This is a genomic window from Sphingobium sp. MI1205, assembly GCF_001563285.1.
Taxonomy (GTDB): domain Bacteria; phylum Pseudomonadota; class Alphaproteobacteria; order Sphingomonadales; family Sphingomonadaceae; genus Sphingobium.
The window spans coordinates 2,142,620-2,161,025 of record NZ_CP005188.1; the positions used below are offsets into that span (position 1 = coordinate 2,142,620).

19 protein-coding genes and 1 pseudogene are annotated in these 18,406 nt (G+C 61.1%); 1 reads left to right on the forward strand and 19 read right to left on the reverse strand.

Going from position 1 to position 18,406, the window contains the following annotated elements:
• Positions 1–4 precede the first annotated feature (4 nt).
• The 14 genes from K663_RS10390 to K663_RS24890 form a co-directional block, all read right to left on the reverse strand.
• Positions 5–1,009 carry a type II secretion system F family protein gene (locus K663_RS10390; protein ID WP_235589422.1) on the reverse strand — a complete coding sequence of 335 codons (1,005 nt, stop codon included), beginning with the start codon at positions 1,007–1,009 and terminating at the stop codon, positions 5–7.
• On the reverse strand, positions 1,006–2,364 hold the full coding sequence (locus tag K663_RS10395; protein ID WP_062117040.1) for a CpaF family protein: 1,359 nt from the start codon (positions 2,362–2,364) through the stop codon (positions 1,006–1,008). Before K663_RS10395 ends, K663_RS10390 begins: the two co-directional genes overlap by 4 nt.
• Positions 2,364–3,575 carry an AAA family ATPase gene (locus K663_RS10400; RefSeq protein WP_235589423.1) on the reverse strand — a complete coding sequence of 404 codons (1,212 nt, stop codon included), beginning with the start codon at positions 3,573–3,575 and terminating at the stop codon, positions 2,364–2,366. The genes K663_RS10395 and K663_RS10400 overlap by 1 nt, the downstream gene beginning before the upstream one ends.
• 20 nt (positions 3,576–3,595) lie before the next feature.
• Positions 3,596–4,234 carry a TadE/TadG family type IV pilus assembly protein gene (locus tag K663_RS10405; protein ID WP_062117046.1) on the reverse strand — a complete coding sequence of 213 codons (639 nt, stop codon included), beginning with the start codon at positions 4,232–4,234 and terminating at the stop codon, positions 3,596–3,598.
• On the reverse strand, positions 4,231–4,752 hold the full coding sequence (locus K663_RS10410) for a TadE/TadG family type IV pilus assembly protein (RefSeq protein ID WP_063619031.1): 522 nt from the start codon (positions 4,750–4,752) through the stop codon (positions 4,231–4,233). Before K663_RS10410 ends, K663_RS10405 begins: the two co-directional genes overlap by 4 nt.
• A gap of 6 nt (positions 4,753–4,758) precedes the next feature.
• Positions 4,759–6,369 carry a pilus assembly protein TadG-related protein gene (locus K663_RS23315; protein WP_083535873.1) on the reverse strand — a complete coding sequence of 537 codons (1,611 nt, stop codon included), beginning with the start codon at positions 6,367–6,369 and terminating at the stop codon, positions 4,759–4,761.
• Positions 6,370–6,388: 19 nt separating this feature from the next.
• Positions 6,389–6,679, reverse strand: a complete 291-nt coding sequence (locus K663_RS10420) for a hypothetical protein (protein ID WP_062117053.1) — start codon at positions 6,677–6,679, stop codon at positions 6,389–6,391.
• Positions 6,680–6,693: 14 nt separating this feature from the next.
• The gene (locus K663_RS10425; RefSeq protein WP_062117056.1) at positions 6,694–8,196 is read right to left on the reverse strand and encodes a type II and III secretion system protein family protein; all 1,503 of its coding nucleotides are present in this window, start codon (positions 8,194–8,196) and stop codon (positions 6,694–6,696) included.
• A complete protein-coding gene (gene cpaB, locus K663_RS10430; RefSeq protein ID WP_235589424.1) occupies positions 8,183–9,079 on the reverse strand; it encodes a Flp pilus assembly protein CpaB in 897 nt (298 codons plus the stop codon). Before cpaB ends, K663_RS10425 begins: the two co-directional genes overlap by 14 nt.
• 101 nt (positions 9,080–9,180) lie before the next feature.
• Positions 9,181–9,363 carry a Flp family type IVb pilin gene (locus K663_RS10435; protein WP_062117060.1) on the reverse strand — a complete coding sequence of 61 codons (183 nt, stop codon included), beginning with the start codon at positions 9,361–9,363 and terminating at the stop codon, positions 9,181–9,183.
• 671 nt (positions 9,364–10,034) lie between these two features.
• A complete protein-coding gene (locus K663_RS10440; protein WP_062117063.1) occupies positions 10,035–10,817 on the reverse strand; it encodes a DUF2569 family protein in 783 nt (260 codons plus the stop codon).
• Between the two features lie 173 nt (positions 10,818–10,990).
• A complete protein-coding gene (locus K663_RS10445; RefSeq protein ID WP_235589425.1) occupies positions 10,991–12,649 on the reverse strand; it encodes a sensor histidine kinase in 1,659 nt (552 codons plus the stop codon).
• A gap of 321 nt (positions 12,650–12,970) precedes the next feature.
• Entirely contained in the window at positions 12,971–14,887 is a 1,917-nt protein-coding gene (gene uvrC, locus K663_RS10450; protein ID WP_062117066.1) for an excinuclease ABC subunit UvrC, read from the reverse strand.
• 129 nt (positions 14,888–15,016) lie between these two features.
• Complete coding sequence (locus tag K663_RS24890; protein WP_235589577.1) at positions 15,017–15,175, reverse strand: hypothetical protein; 159 nt, start codon at positions 15,173–15,175, stop codon at positions 15,017–15,019.
• Between K663_RS24890 and K663_RS23010 the strand changes: the two are divergent.
• Positions 15,110–15,630 (forward strand): annotated as a pseudogene (locus tag K663_RS23010) (alcohol dehydrogenase catalytic domain-containing protein). The gene K663_RS24890 and the pseudogene K663_RS23010 sit on opposite strands and share 66 nt — an antisense overlap.
• Before the next feature lie 131 nt (positions 15,631–15,761).
• Here K663_RS23010 and K663_RS10455 read toward each other — a convergent pair.
• From K663_RS10455 to K663_RS10475, 5 genes are all read right to left on the reverse strand, one after another.
• Positions 15,762–16,376, reverse strand: coding sequence for a F0F1 ATP synthase subunit B family protein (locus K663_RS10455; RefSeq protein WP_062117069.1), 615 nt, complete (start codon positions 16,374–16,376; stop codon positions 15,762–15,764).
• On the reverse strand, positions 16,369–16,863 hold the full coding sequence (locus K663_RS10460; protein WP_062117072.1) for a F0F1 ATP synthase subunit B family protein: 495 nt from the start codon (positions 16,861–16,863) through the stop codon (positions 16,369–16,371). Before K663_RS10460 ends, K663_RS10455 begins: the two co-directional genes overlap by 8 nt.
• An 85-nt stretch (positions 16,864–16,948) precedes the next feature.
• Positions 16,949–17,176 (reverse strand): F0F1 ATP synthase subunit C, encoded by a 228-nt coding sequence (locus K663_RS10465; RefSeq protein ID WP_021240110.1) that lies wholly within the window; start codon positions 17,174–17,176, stop codon positions 16,949–16,951.
• A 54-nt stretch (positions 17,177–17,230) separates the two neighbouring features.
• Positions 17,231–18,016 (reverse strand): F0F1 ATP synthase subunit A, encoded by a 786-nt coding sequence (locus K663_RS10470; RefSeq protein ID WP_062117075.1) that lies wholly within the window; start codon positions 18,014–18,016, stop codon positions 17,231–17,233.
• 46 nt (positions 18,017–18,062) lie between these two features.
• On the reverse strand, positions 18,063–18,386 hold the full coding sequence (locus tag K663_RS10475) for an AtpZ/AtpI family protein (protein WP_062120710.1): 324 nt from the start codon (positions 18,384–18,386) through the stop codon (positions 18,063–18,065).
• Positions 18,387–18,406: the final 20 nt, after the last annotated feature.

The following is an 18,406-nucleotide window of genomic DNA, read 5'->3' on the forward strand; positions in this document are numbered from 1 at the left end:
CAGGTCACACTTTCAGGTCAACCATGCGGCGTATCGTCACAAAGCCGATGATGTAGAGGGTGATAAGCCCGGCAAAGCCGAAGATGAACATCGGGTCTTCGGCGATATCCAGGTAGAAGGCGGGATTGAGAAGGAACAGCGCGACAAAGGCCAGGATCGGCAGGGCCGTCAGCATCACCGCCGTCATCCGCCCTTCGGAACTCAGCGCCCGCACCTTCATGAACAGGCTGGCCCGCTCGCGAATGACCGCCGACAGATTTTCGAGGATCTCGGCCAGGTTGCCACCTGTCTCCGCCTGCACAGACAGCGACGTCACGAACATGTGCATCTCGTTCATGTCCCACCGCTCGGCCATGCGCTGCAACGCATCGCGCAGGTCCGAACCATAGGTCACTTCATCGACGACAATGCCGAATTCGCTGCCGATCGGGTCGCGCATTTCCTTGGTCAGCAGGTCGAGCGCCGCCGCGATCGGATGCCCCGCGCGCAGGCCGCGAACAAAGGTGTCGAGCGCGACGGGAAACTGCTCTTCCATCTTCTTGCGCCGCCGCTGGCTCATCCGGCTCAGCACCATGATGGGCAGCATCACGCCCAGCGACGCGGCGAAAGCGCCCGCCATGACGATCATGCCCGCCGTCATGCCATAGCCCGCCGCCAGCGCGCCGACGACCACGATCAGGAACAATATGCCCGTCGCAATGGCCATCAACGTCAGCACGGTCCGCGCAGGCACGCTCAGCCCCGCGCCATGCAACGCCCGCACGATGCTCAGCCCCATGCGGCCAAAAACGCTGTCATGGCTGAAATTCAGGCTGTCGTCATTACGCCGCAGCTTGGACAGCACGGTGCTGCGCTCATAGCCCGCAGCGATCATCTTGAGCCGCTTGTTGACGACCCGTTCCTTGCCCGCCCGTGCGCGCAGCCAGCTGGAAACCCCCTCGATCGTCAGGATCACCGCCGCGAACAGCAGGACCAGGACAAGGGCGCGGATGTAAAGCGGGTTTATCATTGCACCACCGCATCGGGACGGAAAAGCTCGGCGGGCAGGCTGATGCCCCGGTCGGCCAGCTCGCCCATGAATTTGGGCCGGATGCCGGTCGCCTCGAAATGGCCGCGCACCATGCCATTCTCGTCACGGCCCGTCATCTTGAAGCGGAAGATTTCCTGCATGGTGATGACCTCGCCTTCCATGCCCGTGATCTCCGAAATGCTCAGCAGGCGGCGGCGTCCGTCGGACAGTCGCCCCACCTGCACGATGACGTTCAGCGCCGACGCGATCTGCGCCCGCGCCGAACGCGGCGAAATGTCGATGCCGCTCATGCCGATCATCTGCTCCACGCGGGACAGCGCGTCGCGCGGCGTGTTCGCGTGGACCGTCGTCATCGACCCGTCATGGCCCGTGTTCATCGCCTGGAGCATGTCGAACGCCTCCCCGGCGCGCACTTCGCCCACGATGATGCGGTCGGGCCGCATGCGCAGCGCATTCTTCACCAGGTCGCGCTGGGTCACTTCGCCCCGCCCCTCGATGTTCGGAGGCCGCGTTTCCAGCCGCGCGACATGGCGCTGCTGCAACTGAAGCTCGGCCGAATCCTCGATGGTCACGATCCGCTCGGCCTCGTCGATGCTCGCCGACATGGCGTTGAGCAGCGTGGTCTTGCCCGAACCCGTACCGCCCGAAATCAGCACGTTGCGCCGCGATGCGACCACGGCCGACAGCACCTGCGCCATCGGCGCCGGCACGCTGCCCAGTTCGGACAGCCGCGCCATGCTGATCGGCACCTTGGCGAACTTGCGGATCGACAGCAGCGATCCATCGACCGCCAGCGGCGGCACCACCGCGTTCACGCGCGAACCGTCCGCGAGCCGCGCGTCAACGAACGGCGAGGATTCATCCACGCGCCTGCCCACCGCCGCCACGATCTTCTGGATGATGCGCAACAGATGCTTTTCATCCTTGAACCGCGTCGCCGTCTCCACCAGACGCCCGCTCCGCTCGACGAAGACGCATTTGTAGCCGTTCACCAATATGTCGGTGACGCTATGGTCCTTCAGCAGCGGCTCCAATGGCCCCAGCCCCAGCAGCTCGTCCAATATGTCCGAAACCAGCCGCCGCCGTTCCTCCAGGTTGAGCGCGTGCTTCTGCAAAGCCAGCTGTTCATGGACGATCTCGCCCACTTCCGCTTCCACCTGCGCGCGCGACATATTCTCCAGCGCGGACAGGTTGATCAGGTCGATCAGCTTCTGGTGCAGCGCGACCTTCAACTCGGTATGCCGGTCCTCTTCCCAATGGACCAGTTCCGTATCAGTCGGCCCCACATCGTCACGGTCGCCCGGCCGGTTCTCGCCTTTTCGGATCTGCCACATCAGCCCTTCTCCGCCTGGCGCCGCGCTTCAACCGCTTGCGTGGTGCAATCGACGATATCCGCCATGTCCTTGCAGATGCGGCTGCGCGCCTTGAGTTCCTGGATCAACACCCCCTGGTCCAGCGCCGAGCTGACCAGCGGAAAGTCGTTCGCGATGCTCAGGTTCACCGGATGGTCCAGCGCCGCCGCCGCATCCTCCAGCCCGATCGCGCGGAACAGCTTCTTTTCCACCCGGTTGGCGATCACATGGATGCGCGCCGGATCAATATCCTGGTCGCGCAGCAGGGCGATCTGCCGCCGCGCCTGGCGCAGGCTGGCGATGGTCAGTTCGCACACCAGAAATATGACTTCCGACCGCGCCACCAGCGACATGGACCAGTTGGTCCAGTTGCCCGGCAGGTCCAGATAAATGGTGTCGAAGTTCCGCTGCGCCAGTTCGATGACACGGAACACCTGATCCGCGTTCACCGCCTCCAGCGGCATGATCTCCGTCGGCGCAGTCACCACATGCAGCCCGGTCGGCGTCTCGACCGTCACGGAGCCAAGCAGTTCCCGGTCCACCCGGTTGCCCGCCTGCAACAGGTCCGCCAGCGTCAGCGACGATGTGATGTTCAGATACGTTCCCGCACCGCCGAACTGCACGTCAAAGTCGAACAGGCACACCCGCTCGCCCGCCTGTTTCGCCGACCGCGCATGCAGGCTGGCCGCCTGCGTCGCGATGGTAGTCGCCCCCACGCCGCCGACGCTCTTGATGATCGACACCAGCGCGCCCGTCTTGACGTCGCGGCCACCCTGCGCCGCGATCTCGCCACGCAGTTGATCCAGAACCGTCGTCAGTTCGCTCGCCTGCAAGGGCAGCGCCACCACATCATTGATCCCGCTCCGCAGCAGCGCGCGCACCAGCGGAATTTCCGCATTACGCACCGCCGCCACCACCAGCAGCGCCGGATTGGCCGCCCGCAACGCCGCCAGCCGCCGCATCGACGCTTCGTCGTCCGGCTGCACCTCAAGGATGACGGCCTTCGCCTCCCCCACCAGCTGCTGCGGCAAAGCCGTGCCCGGCGCCATCATCGACAGCGTGAGCGATTGCCCGCTCAGCCGATCGCCCATGATATCGGAAGCCGCTACCTCCTGCTCGGACAGGATCAGGTGGATGCCTTCATCCCCCACATCAAGGGTCCAGCTCTCGGTCGCCTCCGCAGTGTTCGTCACGATGCCCAAGATCTTGTTCCTCAATTTGGTACCTGATCTGAATAGGTCTGGCCGCTTTCCATGGTGAGCGCGGTCGAAAAATCTGGAAGATCAATTTCCCCGCCAAACAACTGAAAGAGAGTTGGTTGAAACGCCATCCCCGTTAGCTCGACTGTGATGAGGGGTGAAGCATCCGCCCCATTCGGATTGCCTGCAAATCCCAGTCCTGACGGCTTATAAAGTATCCGCACATTATCCGGGTTAAGATCTGGCATAAACGCATGCATCCGGTCATAAATGCGCATGAATGGACTGTCGTTGCCGGAATCGGCCGCTGTACCCCACGGACATTTCTCGCACGGATCGCAGGTCACATTTCCAGCTGCATCAGCATGACAGGACATAGTTCCGTAGGCCGTCGAGGGTATGATATCACCCTGCGTCAAACTCTCGGTGCCGACAAAGCTATGAGACGCAAGCCCTGTCGGCACCGGATCCGTCACAACAGCAAATCGAGCCCCCACCTGCGTCGCCTTTTCCGCATGATTCCAAGTCCACATCAAGCGCCCGACATCAATGATCCCGATCAGGAAAATGATAAGGAGCGGGAGCACCATTGCAAATTCTGCTGCTGAGCTACCCCGGCGATCGCGCAGAACATGAGGGATCACGATGCTCATATTCCCGCCACCGTAGCTTGGGATTCTGCGTTCAGCGTCAAGCTGGTGCCGAACAGCCCCATGCTTGCAAACAATGAACTATAGGGTTGCGCTGAAACTCTCACCTTCACGACCGGCAGATAATCCTTTGCAGCGTATATGCCCGAATAATCGGCATTGCTGGCGGTTGAGACGCAATCATATTTCACACTAATATGAGCGGCGTCTGTCCACGAAGCCATACGGGGCATCCCTCCCGTCGTGACCTGGCCGGTACGAGTAATCAGTTGCGTGTCGGCAGCGACATTCCCCAATGGGTCCAAGTCGTCGTCTACCGCGTTACAAGGAAAATAGCTAAAATTCTGCCTTGATGCGAAACGGGCTCCGTCGCGCACAGCTTTCACAACGACATGCTGATTTAGAAAGTAATTACCGATCTCGAAAGAACCGAACATCAGAGTTATTAGAACCGGCAAAATAAGCGCCATTTCGGCAGCAGCTGCTCCACTTACACATCCTAATATTTTGTTTATCTTCATCGAAATTCACTCGATCAGATATGGAACAGATCGAAGAACCACTTGGGAACCCGATGAGCTTGCGCTGACATTGGTGGCGCTGATCACTTCAGCATATATTTCCTTATCTTCAGTGAAAATCTCGTTTTTCTTGCCGCCAAAGCTTCCCTTTCTCACGAAGGATGGCTCAACCAGAAAAATGTCCAGCCACATGGCTACTGGTACATTTTTTGTTTTCCCCTTCGCTTCGAGAGCTTCACAGTTCAAAACGGCAACAGACAATTTTCGACGATCGATAGGCGATATCGTAGGATCTATGCCAGATCGCCCCGTAGCCGGTTTCCCAAAAGCTGTGTCATTCCCACTAAGCGACTGGGGAATATTAATTCCCTTATAATCAGGCGGTGTCGTGCTCACCTGAACGGATTGGTGCGCGATTTCCCACTTGTAAAGTTCGTAGCGCGTTATGCTATCGGACAATGCCGCAGTCCACTGCGCGTGCGTCCAGTTATAGTTGACCCGGAAGTATGCGTCTCTATCCCACGACCCATCTCCCATGATCGGGGTAGTGGATGAACTAGGCACAGCATGAACCAGATCTCGTGGATATCCCATGATGTCGGGATCTTCGCTCTTGTCGGTGGGCAGAAAGTTCGCCGATTGCGGTCGATAAGGCTTGGACGATTCAGTCCAATTTGCATTCGCGTTGCAGGATGCTCCTCCACTCGATTTACAAACCAGATCCTTTCTGGTGTTAATCGACGGTGAGCAGGTACCCCCCGGTTTACCCGGGCATGTGGGATTTCCGTTCGCGAACACATCAAACCGCGTGTTGAATGAACTCAAAGCTGCGGCCACCATCCCGGTCTTGGTTGTGACGCCATCTATAGGTTGGCATTCGCCCGGTGGAGTATCATAGCTCAACGCTGCGAAAAGTGCTGGCGAACCATTGACGTCCTTGTCGTCAACAATATTAGACTCTAGCCAACCGAAATTTCCTGGCGCACTTGCATCGCCGGTGACCAGTCGCATACCTTGTCCAGCCACAGCATTAAAGGGAAGGTGTTCATTCTCATTCCCAATTGGCTCATCCGGGTTGCAGATCATGACCGGGGGCTGTTTACAAATTGCTTGTCCCACGCCTGCAAAGGCCAGCGCCTTAATACCTCCGGAAGAGAAAACCTGCACGATCGGCGTCAAAGCAAAATTTGCCGTGCGCTTGTTCACTTCAACTTCAACAAACTTTGCATCCGCATCCGATGTGGCTAATGCAGTCTTCTCTCTATCCTGATAGAATCGCAAAGTTCCCGCAGTATCACAGCCAGCTGGCAGGCTGGTTGAAGTCCCAACGCCTACAGCTACCCCGCAACCGTCGTTGGCAAAGCGTGCGTTATTCTGGATCAGGTTTTTGACGGCATTGGTCGCCCGGGTTCGGGCATCATCTTCGCCATCCAACTGCGTCGCCGCCGCCAGCGCAGCCTGATCGGCCGCGTTCTGCAATTCCGTGTCCAGCCCCGCCATCCGCGCATAGTCGAACGCGATGCCCCCCGCCGCGATCAGGGCGAACAGCGACAGGGCTACCGTCGGCGCTACCGCACCGCTGGTTGACCTGATCAGGCTATTCCGACGGGCGGACATGGTTGGAAGCCCTCCCCGATCACCGGCCGCCCGAGCCGCTGCCCGAGCCACCGCCTGCACCGCCCCCAGAACCTTGCGTCGTACTGATCGTCGCCGGTTTCTTCACCTTGTCGGTGCGGTAGCGTTCCACTGCGGCCGCGCTCTTGCTGCCGTCGCCGCCTTCGACGATCGTGCCATCGTAGCGCGGTTCGGGGTTGATCACCTGCTGCGCATAGTTGGCGCGCACCGCCCCGCCAAAGGTCGGGTCGTTCGCGGTGCAGCCCGCCAGCGCCGGGACGGCCAGCATCGCGGCCAGGGACAGTCTGCGCATGGTCTCACTCCCGCTCATAGTTCATATCCGCTCTGCGTTGCGCCAGCCGGATCGGCAGCCGGTGCGGCCGGAGCCGGAGCCGGAGCCGCCTTACGCTGCTCGGGCGGCATCGCGTCGGGATTGAGCGGATTGATGCCCACCGCCTTATCGGTCCGGCCCATCAGGAACAGGTCCAGTTCGTTGGGATCGCCCACCCGGTCGGTCGGCAAGCTCACATCCTCCGCCCGCATCGGCTTCACCAGCCGCGGGGTGACGATCATGACCAGTTCGGTCTGCTGCTTCTGGAACCCGGTCGAACGGAACAGCGCGCCGATGAGCGGGATCGATCCCAGCACCGGCAACTGCCGCACGGTATCCTGAAAGTCGTTGCGCAAAAGCCCTGCAATCGCAAAGGATTGCCCGTCGCGCAATTCCACCACCGTCTTGGCCCGCCGCGTCAGCAGGCCCGGCACCACCAGCCCGTTGATCGACACCGACGCCGATGGATCGATCGAGCTGACTTCCGGTTCGACCACCAGGTTGATGATCCCGTCGCTCAGCACCGTGGGGGTGAAGCCCAGGCTTACCCCGAACGGCTTGAACTCGACGGTGATGCCATTATTGCCGCCCGCGCCGCCTCCTCCGCCGCCACTCTGGACGACCGGGATCGGAAACTCGCCGCCCGCCAGGAAGGACGCGGTTTCACCCGACAGGGCAACCAGCGTCGGCTCGGCCAGCGTCTTGACCAGCCCCTTGCGCTCCAGCATGTCCAGCGCGGAAAACAGGTTCAGGCTGCCGATCTTGTACGCCCATGTCCCCACGCCAAAAGCGTCGGACAGGCCATCGAGCGCAATCGTCGGCGTGCCGCCATTGTTGGTCGGCACGATGGATTCGGACGCCAGGCTGCCGATGCTGCCCGCGGTCTTGTTGCCGTTGAAGCTGTGGTTGAGGCCGATCTGCTTCGCCGCCTGCCGGTTCACTTCCGAAAAGCGCACCTCCAGCATCACCTGCTGCGAAGCGCCGACCGACAGCATGTTGACGACCTTCTCGTCGCCCCCGGCATAGGTCTTGGCGATCTGCACCGCCCGGTCGACGGCGGATGCGCTCGACACCGTCCCGGTCAGCACCACCGCGTCGTTGGAAATGCGCGCGCCGATCTGCTCGCCGGGGATCAGTTCGGACAGCTGGCGCTTCAGCGTCACCACATCCGGCCCCACCGCCACATCGACCACCGCGATCAACATGTTGCGGCTGTCATACAGGGTCAGGCTGGTCGTCCCCACCTTCTTGCCCAGCACGTACAGCGACCGGTTGGTCATGGGCAAAATGTCGGCGATCTCCTGATTGCCGACCATCGCCTTGGAAAAAGCGCGGTCCACCGTCAGCACCTGGCTCTTGTTGAGCGGTACGTCGAACTGCCCGGCGTGATTGACGTTGCTGGTGGTCAGCGAAGCGACCTGCGCCTGGACCGGCATCGCCGTCCCGGTGGCCATCGCCACCCCCAGCGCCAGCATCGCGGCGGATTTAGCGGGAACCATAGCGCTTCACCTCATAGCTGGTGCCGGTCGTGCCGCGCACGATTTCGACCGATGCGGTCGCGGGCAGAGCGGAAACATTGCGGGGCACGGCCCGGCGCGGCGCGCGCATGGCGGGCATCGAAGCGGGCAGATAGGCCACATCGGCGACGCGGGCGCGCGGCCCGGCAAAGCCGCCGACATAGGCGCCATCGCGCAGATCCTCCGTCCCCACGGTCTGCACCGCCGGATTGGGCTGGTCCGTCACATTGCGCAGCACCAGCGTCAACTGGCCGACCTGCTGGCCCAGGACCAGCTTCTGCGCGTCCACCTGGTTGACCTCCAGCGTCGCGGTCTTGCCGATCGCCGGGTCCTTGGACGTATCGTTTGCGTTCTGGTCGATGGCGATGACGCGGGTGTTTTGCAGCAGCACATCGGTGATCTGCTCGCTGGCCCCGCCCATGCCGTCCTGCATCGTGCGCGTGACGAATACATCGACGGTATCGCCCGGCAGCACGAAGCCGCCCGCCGCCGCCACATCATTCACCCGCACGGCGACCGCACGCATTTCGGGCCGCAGCACACCGGACATGGTGGCGCGACCGCCTTCGCCTGACAATTTGGACGTGAGTATCGGTTCGCCCGGCTCGATCTGCCGCAGCACGACGCGCTGCTTGCCAAGGGAGGTAAGCTGCACCGGATCGCGGAAAGCGCCCGGCGGCACCGAACCGGCGGGCCAATCGACCACCCTGATCTTTTCCGGCGTGATCGCCGCGCCAAAGGGCAGCGGCATCGACGCCACGACAACCTTGGTCATGCCGCCTTGAGGCGTAGCCTGAGCCTGCTCGGCCCTGCTCAAATAGCTATTGGCGACGAATACCGCCGCCAGACCGAGCAGGATCGCCAAGCCAAGGATGATTAAAGATCTGCGCTGCCCCACGACAACTCCCCCCGGAATTTTTGGAGTGGCTAACCGGCTGGTCCGAAGGCCAGCCGGTTTTCACATTATTAGCAGGTCGTGTTGCTCGGCGCGTTGATGCAGTTTGTTGCCCCTTCCATCGCGCCGCCAATGGCATCGCCCAGACCAACCGCAGCGAGCGCAATGCCCGTACCAACAATCGCCAGGATCAGCGCATATTCAGCCGCCGAAGCACCGCTCTGGTCATTCCACAGATTCTTGAAGAAGGTCATGTCATTTACCCCTATTAGGCCGGAAACCATCCCGGCTGCTCTTGCGCAGTTCTGCGGAGGGGCCTTTGCCACCTGGCGACCCTAGCAGTGATATGCTTCACCGACCAGGCAGTTGGGCAGTTCCCGTAGAACTTGACCCCAAATTGGCTCAAAGCCGGTGCAAGTCAACAGGGTAAAAAATAGCTTTATATTTCAGTAATTTACGGCGATTTTTTGTTAACCATTTTCGCTTGCCATATTGCGGCTGCACAGTAAAAATCAAGAAACATAGAGTATATCTTTGGTTATATGCCCAATGTTTTTTCAAGTTATTCTTATCAATTACTTTATTGCTTCTATAAGCCTCAATCTTGGATACAGACAGTATCAGACAAGAAAATAGTTACCGTGCGGCTTAATTCACACAAAATCTGAAATATCGGAGTAATTACGCGATATATATCTGCGCCGGATATTCGCCCATATTCATCTGCCGACAATGGAAATACAACCAATGGCAGGGCGCTGACTCATGCGCCTGATGAACTGTCGCAACAGTCGGGCCACGCCCCGCCGCCCACGACTCGTCGCGAAACGCATACGGCCTGCCGACAATCGGCAGCGGTCATTTCCCCGATTCGGGCAAGGTCAAACCGACTCGATCAGCCGATTGACGTAACGGCATGAACGCGTCAGGCGCTCATCCGGTTGCGAAAGGTGATGTTCACCCGCTCCGACAGCAGCAGATAGGGCAACCACAGCGCCGCGCTGATCAGCACCTTTTTCACATTGCCGGTCAACAGGTCGGCCAGCGCCATCTGGACGGCCGGGGGCACATCCCCGATCCGCACCACCAGCTGCGCGATGCCCAGCTGCGCCGCCAGGTCCACGCCCCACACCAGCACCAGGAAACGGGGAAACAGCGGCGCCATCCGCAACGCCATGGCGAATGCGAACATGTACATGCTCGACAGCAGCACGACGTCCGCCAGCATCACCGCATACATGCTGACATACCAGCCCGGCGGATAGCTGCCCAGCGCGGGGACGGCGCTTAAAAACTCCAATGTCCGCACCGGCACGTTCAGCGCGATGCCCAGCAACAGCGACGCCATCACGCCATACAGGCCGAACTGCGACATTTCCCGCGCCTTCAGGCAATCGATCTTCCGCCACCGGCCGACCTGCGCCAACCGAAAGCTGGGCTGCGCAAGCACCCGCCCCGCCGGAAACAGCTTCAGCCCCAGCAACAGCGCGCCGACCGGCGCGGCCACGACCAGCAGATAGGGCAACAGCCCCGCCGCGCTCGTCAACGGCGTACTGGCATAGGGGGTAACGGGAAAGGCCAGCCGCAGCCCACAGGCGAACGCCGCGACCAGAACCCAGATGGTGATGATGCGATGCAGGTTCACCTGCATGGACAGGACGAGCGCCACGCTCCGACGATAGAGATGATCCTGTACCAATCGCACCATGGAAACGGGATCCTCCACCCGAACAGCCAACGAAGCGCCGACTATCCGTGCTTCTGGTTAATGCCGGGTAAAATGCACGGGCAGCCGGAAAGTTCTTTCCACATGGGTTCGCACAAACCTCAGCGCCCACTGCGCCTCTGCGCGAACCAATAAAATTCCCGACAGGCGATCCCCTATTTCCGGGGCACCGTAATCTGGATCATCGTCCGCCCGCCAATATTGCGCAGGAACACCTCACCCCCCAACGCCTGCACCCGCCGCATCAGCGACCGGGAAGGCACCGCGCCCGTCGATCCCAGCCGCGCCAGATTGGGCACGCCATCGTCGGTCACGTGAAGCGCAATGCGGTTCCCGGCGGGCTGCAACGAAAATTCGACCGTGCGGGCGCCCGCGTGGCGGACGGCGTTGGCGACGATCTCCCGCACGGCAAAGCTCAATTCCCGGCCGATCATCGCGCTGGTCGCGCAATTGCCGTCCTCCACCTTCAACTCGCACCTTATGCCCCATTGGTCCGCCAGCGACCGCACGACCATGGACAGGGTTTCGGGCAGATAGGCGAAATCCTCCTCATCCTCCTCCGGGTCGATGATCCATCGGATCGTGGCGATCTGGTCCTTGGCGATCCGGTCGACATTCTCGATCACCGTCCGGGGATTTTTAATCGATCCGTCCAGTACCGGCGCGACCTGAAACCGGATGCTGGCCAGCGCCTGCAACACGCTGTCATGCAGTTCGCGCTGCAACCGCTCCCGCTCCCGCGCGCCTGCTATGGCATGCGCCAGGTCCAGGCTGTTGCGCACCATCAATTCCTCGCAGGCGCTTTCGAACACCCGCTGGGCGATGGCCGCGACATCCTCATGGGTGGGGTCGTTCAACTGGACAGCGCCCACCGCATCGAACGTGCCCAGCGACACGCGGACCGTCAGCAGCGTTTCCGCCTCCAGCGCCGCCGCCCACGCTCGCCCTCCATGGGACAGCGGATAAATCTCGCCCACGCCGTCGGACGGCAGGATGATTGACGCGCCGCGAGGGCAATCATGCCACCCCGTCTCCACGGACAACAGCCCGCCATTGCCCTCCGGCATCTGGTCGCCCAGGCGGCTTGATGCGAACCGATATGGCTCCCCGCTGTCCGCACGGAACAGCACGGCGACATTCTCTCCCCCCGACGCGATCCGCAGCGCCTGCAACAGGAACGACCCGGCGTTGCCCTTGACGGGCGGGAAACCGCTGTCCGCCAGCCGCCGCGCCCGCTCCCGTTCCAGCAGCGTATCGCGGCCCGGCCCCAGCAGCATGCCCGTGATCGCGATCACCACCGCAAGGTACAGCACGCGCAGCGCGATCCGCTCCGCATCCGGTTCGGACGGGACCGCCACCACCTCGTCGGTCCACACGGTCAGCAACGCCGTGACCACCGCAAAGGCGGCCACCAGCACATGCAGCCGCCGTCGCACGATCAGCGCGATCTCGACCGCGACGAACAGGCTGCCGGAAAAATAGGGGCTGTTGGCCGGGTCCGTCACCACCAGCAGCGCCAGGAACAGCATCGCGTCCAGGCAGACCACCGGCTTGCGTATCCGCATCTCCGTGACCCAGGACCGGCCCGACAGGACCAGCGTCCCGGCGGCCAGCGCCAGCATGGCCAGGATGATGCCGTTCTCGGCGCTCTCGGCCCATGATCGCGGCGTTGCAAAGCCAAAGCTCGTCGCCGTGTAGACGACCGCCAGCACCAGCCGCGTGATGTCCAGCATCCGCCAGGGCCGAAGCGCCGACAAGGCAAGCGAACCTCGCCCGTTCAACGTCCGCAACAGATCGGCATGTCCATGGATCACGCGGTCACGGCCTCCTTGGCGCTTGGTCTATATTATTAGTTATATGACTTTAGCGAAGCATCAGGACTTTGCTGTATAATAACGGCAAAGTTAACTCCCGCAAACCTCTCGGTTAACAGTAATTAAGACCAAACTGAACTTAAGGAAACCTACGACCCTCATTCAAAATCCCCGCGCCATGATTGCCAGCGTCTCCCGCGAACCATCGCAGGCCCAATCCTGTTGCGCAAGGCCGACTTGGGGATCGTGCGAAACCAGACCGAAAATTAAATATTACGATCCCGTAACAACCAACTTAAAAATCGCGTCCAATTCACCATTTCATTCATGAAAATAATCATAAACCAACTGCGCCACCGCCTTGGAAACGCCCGGTGCTTTCAGCAAATCTTCCAGCGCCGCGCTCTTCACCGCCTTCGCCGTTCCGAAGTGCATCAACAGCGCCTTCTTGCGCGACGGCCCGATCCCCGGCACCTCATCGAGCGAGCTGGTCGAAATCGCCTTGCTCCGTTTCTGCCGGTGCGCCCCGATCGCAAAGCGATGCGCCTCGTCCCTCAACCGTTGCAGGTAGAACAGCACCGGATGATTGATCGGAAAGCTGATCTCCCGCCCGTCCGGCATATGGAACACTTCCCGCCCATCACGCCCATGATGCGGGCCCTTGGCGATGCCGATCATGCAGATATCCTCGATCCCCATGTCCTCCAGGATCGCCCGTGCCGACGACAGCTGCCCCTTGCCACCGTCGATCAGCACCAGGTCGGGCCATTCGCCGCTGTCCCGATCCGGGTCCTCACGCGCCGCTCGGCCAAATCGCCGCTCGAACACCTCCCGCATCATCGCGAAGTCGTCGTTCGACGTCTCCGGGTTCTTCATATTGAACTTGCGATAGGCGTTTTTGCGGAAGCCCTCCGGCCCCGCGACCACCATCGCGCCCAGCGCATGGCTGCCCTGAATATGGCTGTTGTCGTAAATCTCGATCCGGTCCGGCACGCCGTCCAGCCCGAACGCCTCGACCATGTCGTCGAGCACCTTCGCCTGCGTCGTCGTTTCCGCCAGCCGCCGGTCCAGCGCCTCCACCGCATTGCGTTGCGCCTGCTTGATCAACCGGGTGCGATCGCCGCGCTGAGGCACTTCTATCCGCACCTTGAACCCGATCCGCTCGCTCAACGCCTGCGTCATCAGGTCGCACTCCATGGGCGCGCGATCGGACAGGATCAGCTTGGGCGGGGGCACTTCCTCGTAAAATTGCGCCATGAAGCTCGCCAGCACCTCATCCTCGGCCACTTCGGCGGTATGGACAGGAAAGAAGCTGCGATGCCCCCAATTCTGTCCGCCGCGAATGAAGAAGGCCTGGATGCACATCGCCCCGCCCTTCGTCGCCAGCGCAAAGATATCGGCATCGCCCAGTCCCTCCGCATTGATCGCTTGGCTCCCCTGGATGAAGGTCAGCGCCTTGAGCCGATCGCGCAGCACCGCCGCCTGCTCGAAATCCAGCGCAGCCGACGCAGCCTCCATCGCCTCGCCCAGCTTCTTCTGCACAGCGGTCGATTTTCCGCCGAGGAAATCCTGCGCATCTTTCACAAGTTCCGCATAATCCGCATCGCCGATTCTGCCGACGCAGGGAGCCGAACATCGCTTGATCTGGAACAGCAGGCAGGGTCGCGACCGGTTGGCAAAAAAGCTGTCGGTGCAGCTTCGCAGTAAGAACAGCTTCTGGAGCGCATTGATCGTCCGCGTCACCGACCCGGCACTGGCAAAGGGGCCGTAATAGCGGCCCTTATATTTTCGCGCTCCACGATGCTTCTGGACGCGGGGGAAATCATGATCTTCCCGCAACAGGATGAAGGGGAAACTTTTGTCGTCACGCAGCAGAACATTATAGGGTGGGCGGAATCGCTTGATCAGCTGCGCTTCCAGCAGCAGCGCCTCTGCCTCACTGTTGGTGGTCACGATCGTCATGGAGCGCGTTTGCGCCACCATGCGCTGCAGCCGCTTGGGCAAACGATCTACCTGGACGTAATTGGCCACCCGGTTACGCAGGGCGCGCGCCTTGCCGACATAGAGGACGTCGCCCCGTGCATCCTGCATGCGATAGACGCCGGGCCGCGTTGGCAGGGTTTTCAGCGTCGTGCGGATCGCTTCCACCCCAGCTTGGATATCGGGCACCCCCGCGCCGCGCACAGTGAAGCTGGCCTTGTCCTCATGGAAACGATCGGGAGATTGGGGATGCGACATGCCTGCAGAGATAGCGGTGACGGAGACAAGCGCAATGCTTCAGACGCCGCCCACTGGCTCAACCCGCCATTGAAACGGGCTGGATTTCCCACTTACACATCGCGACTTCAGCCATCCTGATGCAGTGCGTCAGCGCACGCGCCGAGGATCAGCAAAGGGACTATCATGGCTACCAAAGCCTATGGCGCCTATACCGCCGACACCCCCGTTGAACCCATCACCATCGAACGCCAGCCGATCGGGCCGCATGACGTCCAGATCGCCATCGCCTACTGCCGGATCTGTCATTCAAATTTGCACCACGTTCGTTCCGAATGGGCCGGAACGCTTTACCCCTGCGTGGCGGGACATGTAATCGTTGGTCATGTTACCGCAGTCGGAGAGCAGGTTGCGAACTTTCGGCCAGGGGACACCTTGGGCGGCGGGCGTATGGTCGATAGCTGCCAGCACTGCGCTGCTTGCGAGGAGGGATTGGAGCAATATTGCGAGTCAGGCTTCGTGGGCACCTATCGCACCCATCGTCCAACATTGGCTCGCTCATCTTTGGACGGAGATCGATCGCGGGATCCTTGATCGGCGGTTTCGCTGAAACGCAGGAGATGCTGGATTTCTGCGCTGATAAGGGCATCGTGGCCGATATAGAAATGATCGCCGTGCACGACATCGAGACCGCTTATCAGCGGATGCAGAAGAGCGACGTCAAATATCGCTTCGTGATCGACAACGCGACCCTCTCCGACTGACCGGCCGGCCCATCTCTGGCCTCGCAGGATGGGCCCCTGCAGAGCCTTTCGAAGGAGCGCGCCACCCGAACGTGAAAAGGGCCGGTACGGCAATCCGCACCGGCCCTTTCAAAGGCATGTGATTTTACGCTTTAGACGCCAGCGCCCAAGCTCTTGATGGCGCTGTCTACCAACTGCTTGTCGGCCCCAGCATCGTGCTTCTGCGCGATCAAAGCCGCCGCAGCGCTTGTCGCCGCGTTGACGGCCTTGGTACGGATCCCCGCAATCGCCGCGCGTTCCGCCGCGCCGATTTTGTCTTCCGCCATCTTCTGACGCCGGGCGACCAATGCGACCGCATTAGCCTTCGCATCTTCCAACAGCGTGGCCGCTTCGCTTTCGGCCGACTTGCGCATGGCCTCAGCTTCACCAGCGGCAGCCGCCAGCTTTGCTTCATACTCGCCCTTCAGCGCCTCAGCTTCGGCGCGCAGCTTTTCGGCTTCGGCCAGCTGGCTCTTGATCTGGGCGATCCGACCGTCCAGCGCGCCGCCAATCAGGGCGGGAACCTTCTTGATGAGCAGGATGACGATAAACACCGCCATCGCCAGGCTCACCCAGGCGGTTGCGTCCATGCCGACAGCCTTGGGGTCAGTATGCGGGACGACGCCTTCATGAGCCACGGTGCCGACCGGCTCCATGCCTTCGGCGTGAATCGCTTCGTTGAGGTGCGGAGGCGTACCTTCGCTATGCTGTGCTGCTGCCTCAGCCATGGGCCAGTGCCGCCTTTACTGCGTTGCGGGCTGCTTCTTCCGACGCTTGCACGCCGGAAATGCGGGCCACCATGTCGCGCGCCGCGTCGGCTGCGACGGTTTCAATCTCTGCCAACGCTGCCTGACTGGCAGCCTGAATACGCGCTTCGGCTGCGCCGATCCGGCTGGCAATCTCTGCGTCGGCCGCTGCTAGCTGACCTTCGGATGCCTTGGCGGCTTCCGACTTGGCCCGCGCCAGTGTCGCCTGAGTTGCAGCGCGGTTTTCGGCGTCACGCGCGCGATAATCCGCCTCTACTTCATCGGCACGAGCGAACGCAGCCTTGGCCGCATCCAGATCACCGGTGATCTTCGCGTCGCGCGCGTCGGCCGTCGCCTGAACCTTGGGGACCATACCCCGGCCGATGACGAAGAAGACAAAGCCGAACGTCAGCAACATCCAGAAAATTTGGGACGCATATGTTTCGGCGATTTGCGCGATTTGAGGCATTTTGGGTCCGTCCGATCAGGGCACCGTCAATTCATGCGAGCGGACGGAACGGCACTCGCCGCCCTGCCCGCTCGCCAAGCGGTTGTCAGGCCACGAACACCAGGATCATGGCGATAACGAACGCCAGCAGACCCAGAAGTTCTGCAGCGGCGAAACCGATGAACAGCCGGCCCTGCTGGCCGTCAGCAGCGCCCGGATTGCGCAGTGCGCCTTCCAGGAACGATGCGAACACGTTGCCCACACCAAGCGATGCGAGACCCGCACCAATGGCGGCCAGGCCAGCACCGAGCAGCTTTGCGGCTTCTGCGTCCATGTCGTAAACTCCCTTTTCTAAACTTGTACAAACGGTTGAGGAATAGCGGAAAACTTAGTGCAGATTCTCGGCGTCGTTCAGATAGACCGAGGTCAGCAGGGCAAACACATAAGCCTGGATGACGGCGACCAGCATTTCCAGCGCACTGATGCCGATCATCAGGATGAAGCTCGCTGAACCGACCGTCAGGCCATAGCCGATGCCTGCATTGGAGCTGTTGATCACGAACCCGGCCAACACCTTCAGCAGCACGTGGCCGGCAGTCATAGCGACGAACAGTCGCAGGCCAAGGCTGAACGGCCGCACCATGAACGACACCAGCTCGATCGGAAAGATCACCGGAATCATCGGCAGCGGCGTGCCATGGGGTACGAACAGCGAGAAAAAGTGCAGGCCATGCTTGTAGAAGCCCACCGCCAGCACGATCGAGAAGCTCAGGATCGCCAGCACACCGGTTGCGGTGAAATGGCTGGTGAATGTGAAGGGGTGCAAACCGACCAGGCCCAGCGGCAACAGGCCGAGCAGGTTCGCCAACAGGATGAACATGAACAGCGAGAAGACATAGGGAATGTACTTCTTGCCGCCTTCACCCACATTGGCGATCAGCAGGCTCTTGATGAAGCCGGTCATATATTCGACCGCCATCTGCCAACGGCCGGGCACCAGTTCGCGCTTCAAGCCTCCGATCACGAAGATCCAAAGGACCACGGCAGCTGCAACCATATAGAGCGCGCTGTTCGTGAAGGCGATATTGAAGCCGCCGAGGGACAGATCCTCCGTACCGAACAGCGGTTCGATCGCAAACTGGTGCATCGGATCGATTTTGCCGGATTCTGCCACGTTGACCCCTGTAACGTCTGGTATGCGGACTAAGATAAAAGCGCCCCTATTCGCCGGGACGCTTCGTCGTCGTCAATCTGATGATGTTCCTGAACGCCACCACGATCCCAAGACCGAGGAATGCGAGCAGGAGCCACGGGGATGTCCGCAGAAAGTAGTCCAAAGTCCCACCAACGACGGCACCGCCAGCAAGACCACCGATCAGTTCTGCGAGAACCCTGTTGCCCAGGCGCGATCCATCATCGGCCTGCTGCTTCGTGGTCCCCTGTCTGACCTTCTCGGCTCGTTCGGCCTTCGCGATCCGCTCCTCCAGAGAAGCAATCCGCTCGTCCTCATCCGCCGGGTCTTGCCCAGGTACATCCGCTGCCATGGCCATTCCTTTCCGTTCGG

Bases quoted from the DNA above. Each gene is read 5' to 3' on its own strand.
- K663_RS10390 (WP_235589422.1), bottom strand. From the start codon at position 1,009: ATGATAAACCCGCTTTACATCCGCGCCCTTGTCCTGGTCCTGCTGTTC.
- K663_RS10395 (WP_062117040.1), bottom strand. From the start codon at position 2,364: ATGTGGCAGATCCGAAAAGGCGAGAACCGGCCGGGCGACCGTGACGAT.
- K663_RS10405 (WP_062117046.1), bottom strand. From the start codon at position 4,234: ATGAGCATCGTGATCCCTCATGTTCTGCGCGATCGCCGGGGTAGCTCA.
- K663_RS10410 (WP_063619031.1), bottom strand. From the start codon at position 4,752: ATGAAGATAAACAAAATATTAGGATGTGTAAGTGGAGCAGCTGCTGCC.
- K663_RS23315 (WP_083535873.1), bottom strand. From the start codon at position 6,369: ATGTCCGCCCGTCGGAATAGCCTGATCAGGTCAACCAGCGGTGCGGTA.
- K663_RS10420 (WP_062117053.1), bottom strand. From the start codon at position 6,679: ATGCGCAGACTGTCCCTGGCCGCGATGCTGGCCGTCCCGGCGCTGGCG.
- K663_RS10425 (WP_062117056.1), bottom strand. From the start codon at position 8,196: ATGGTTCCCGCTAAATCCGCCGCGATGCTGGCGCTGGGGGTGGCGATG.
- K663_RS10435 (WP_062117060.1), bottom strand. From the start codon at position 9,363: ATGACCTTCTTCAAGAATCTGTGGAATGACCAGAGCGGTGCTTCGGCG.
- K663_RS10440 (WP_062117063.1), bottom strand. From the start codon at position 10,817: ATGGTGCGATTGGTACAGGATCATCTCTATCGTCGGAGCGTGGCGCTC.
- uvrC (WP_062117066.1), bottom strand. From the start codon at position 14,887: ATGTCGCATCCCCAATCTCCCGATCGTTTCCATGAGGACAAGGCCAGC.
- K663_RS24890 (WP_235589577.1), bottom strand. From the start codon at position 15,175: ATGACAGATCCGGCAGTAGGCGATGGCGATCTGGACGTCATGCGGCCC.
- K663_RS10455 (WP_062117069.1), bottom strand. From the start codon at position 16,376: ATGGCTGAGGCAGCAGCACAGCATAGCGAAGGTACGCCTCCGCACCTC.
- K663_RS10460 (WP_062117072.1), bottom strand. From the start codon at position 16,863: ATGCCTCAAATCGCGCAAATCGCCGAAACATATGCGTCCCAAATTTTC.
- K663_RS10465 (WP_021240110.1), bottom strand. From the start codon at position 17,176: ATGGACGCAGAAGCCGCAAAGCTGCTCGGTGCTGGCCTGGCCGCCATT.
- K663_RS10475 (WP_062120710.1), bottom strand. From the start codon at position 18,386: ATGGCAGCGGATGTACCTGGGCAAGACCCGGCGGATGAGGACGAGCGG.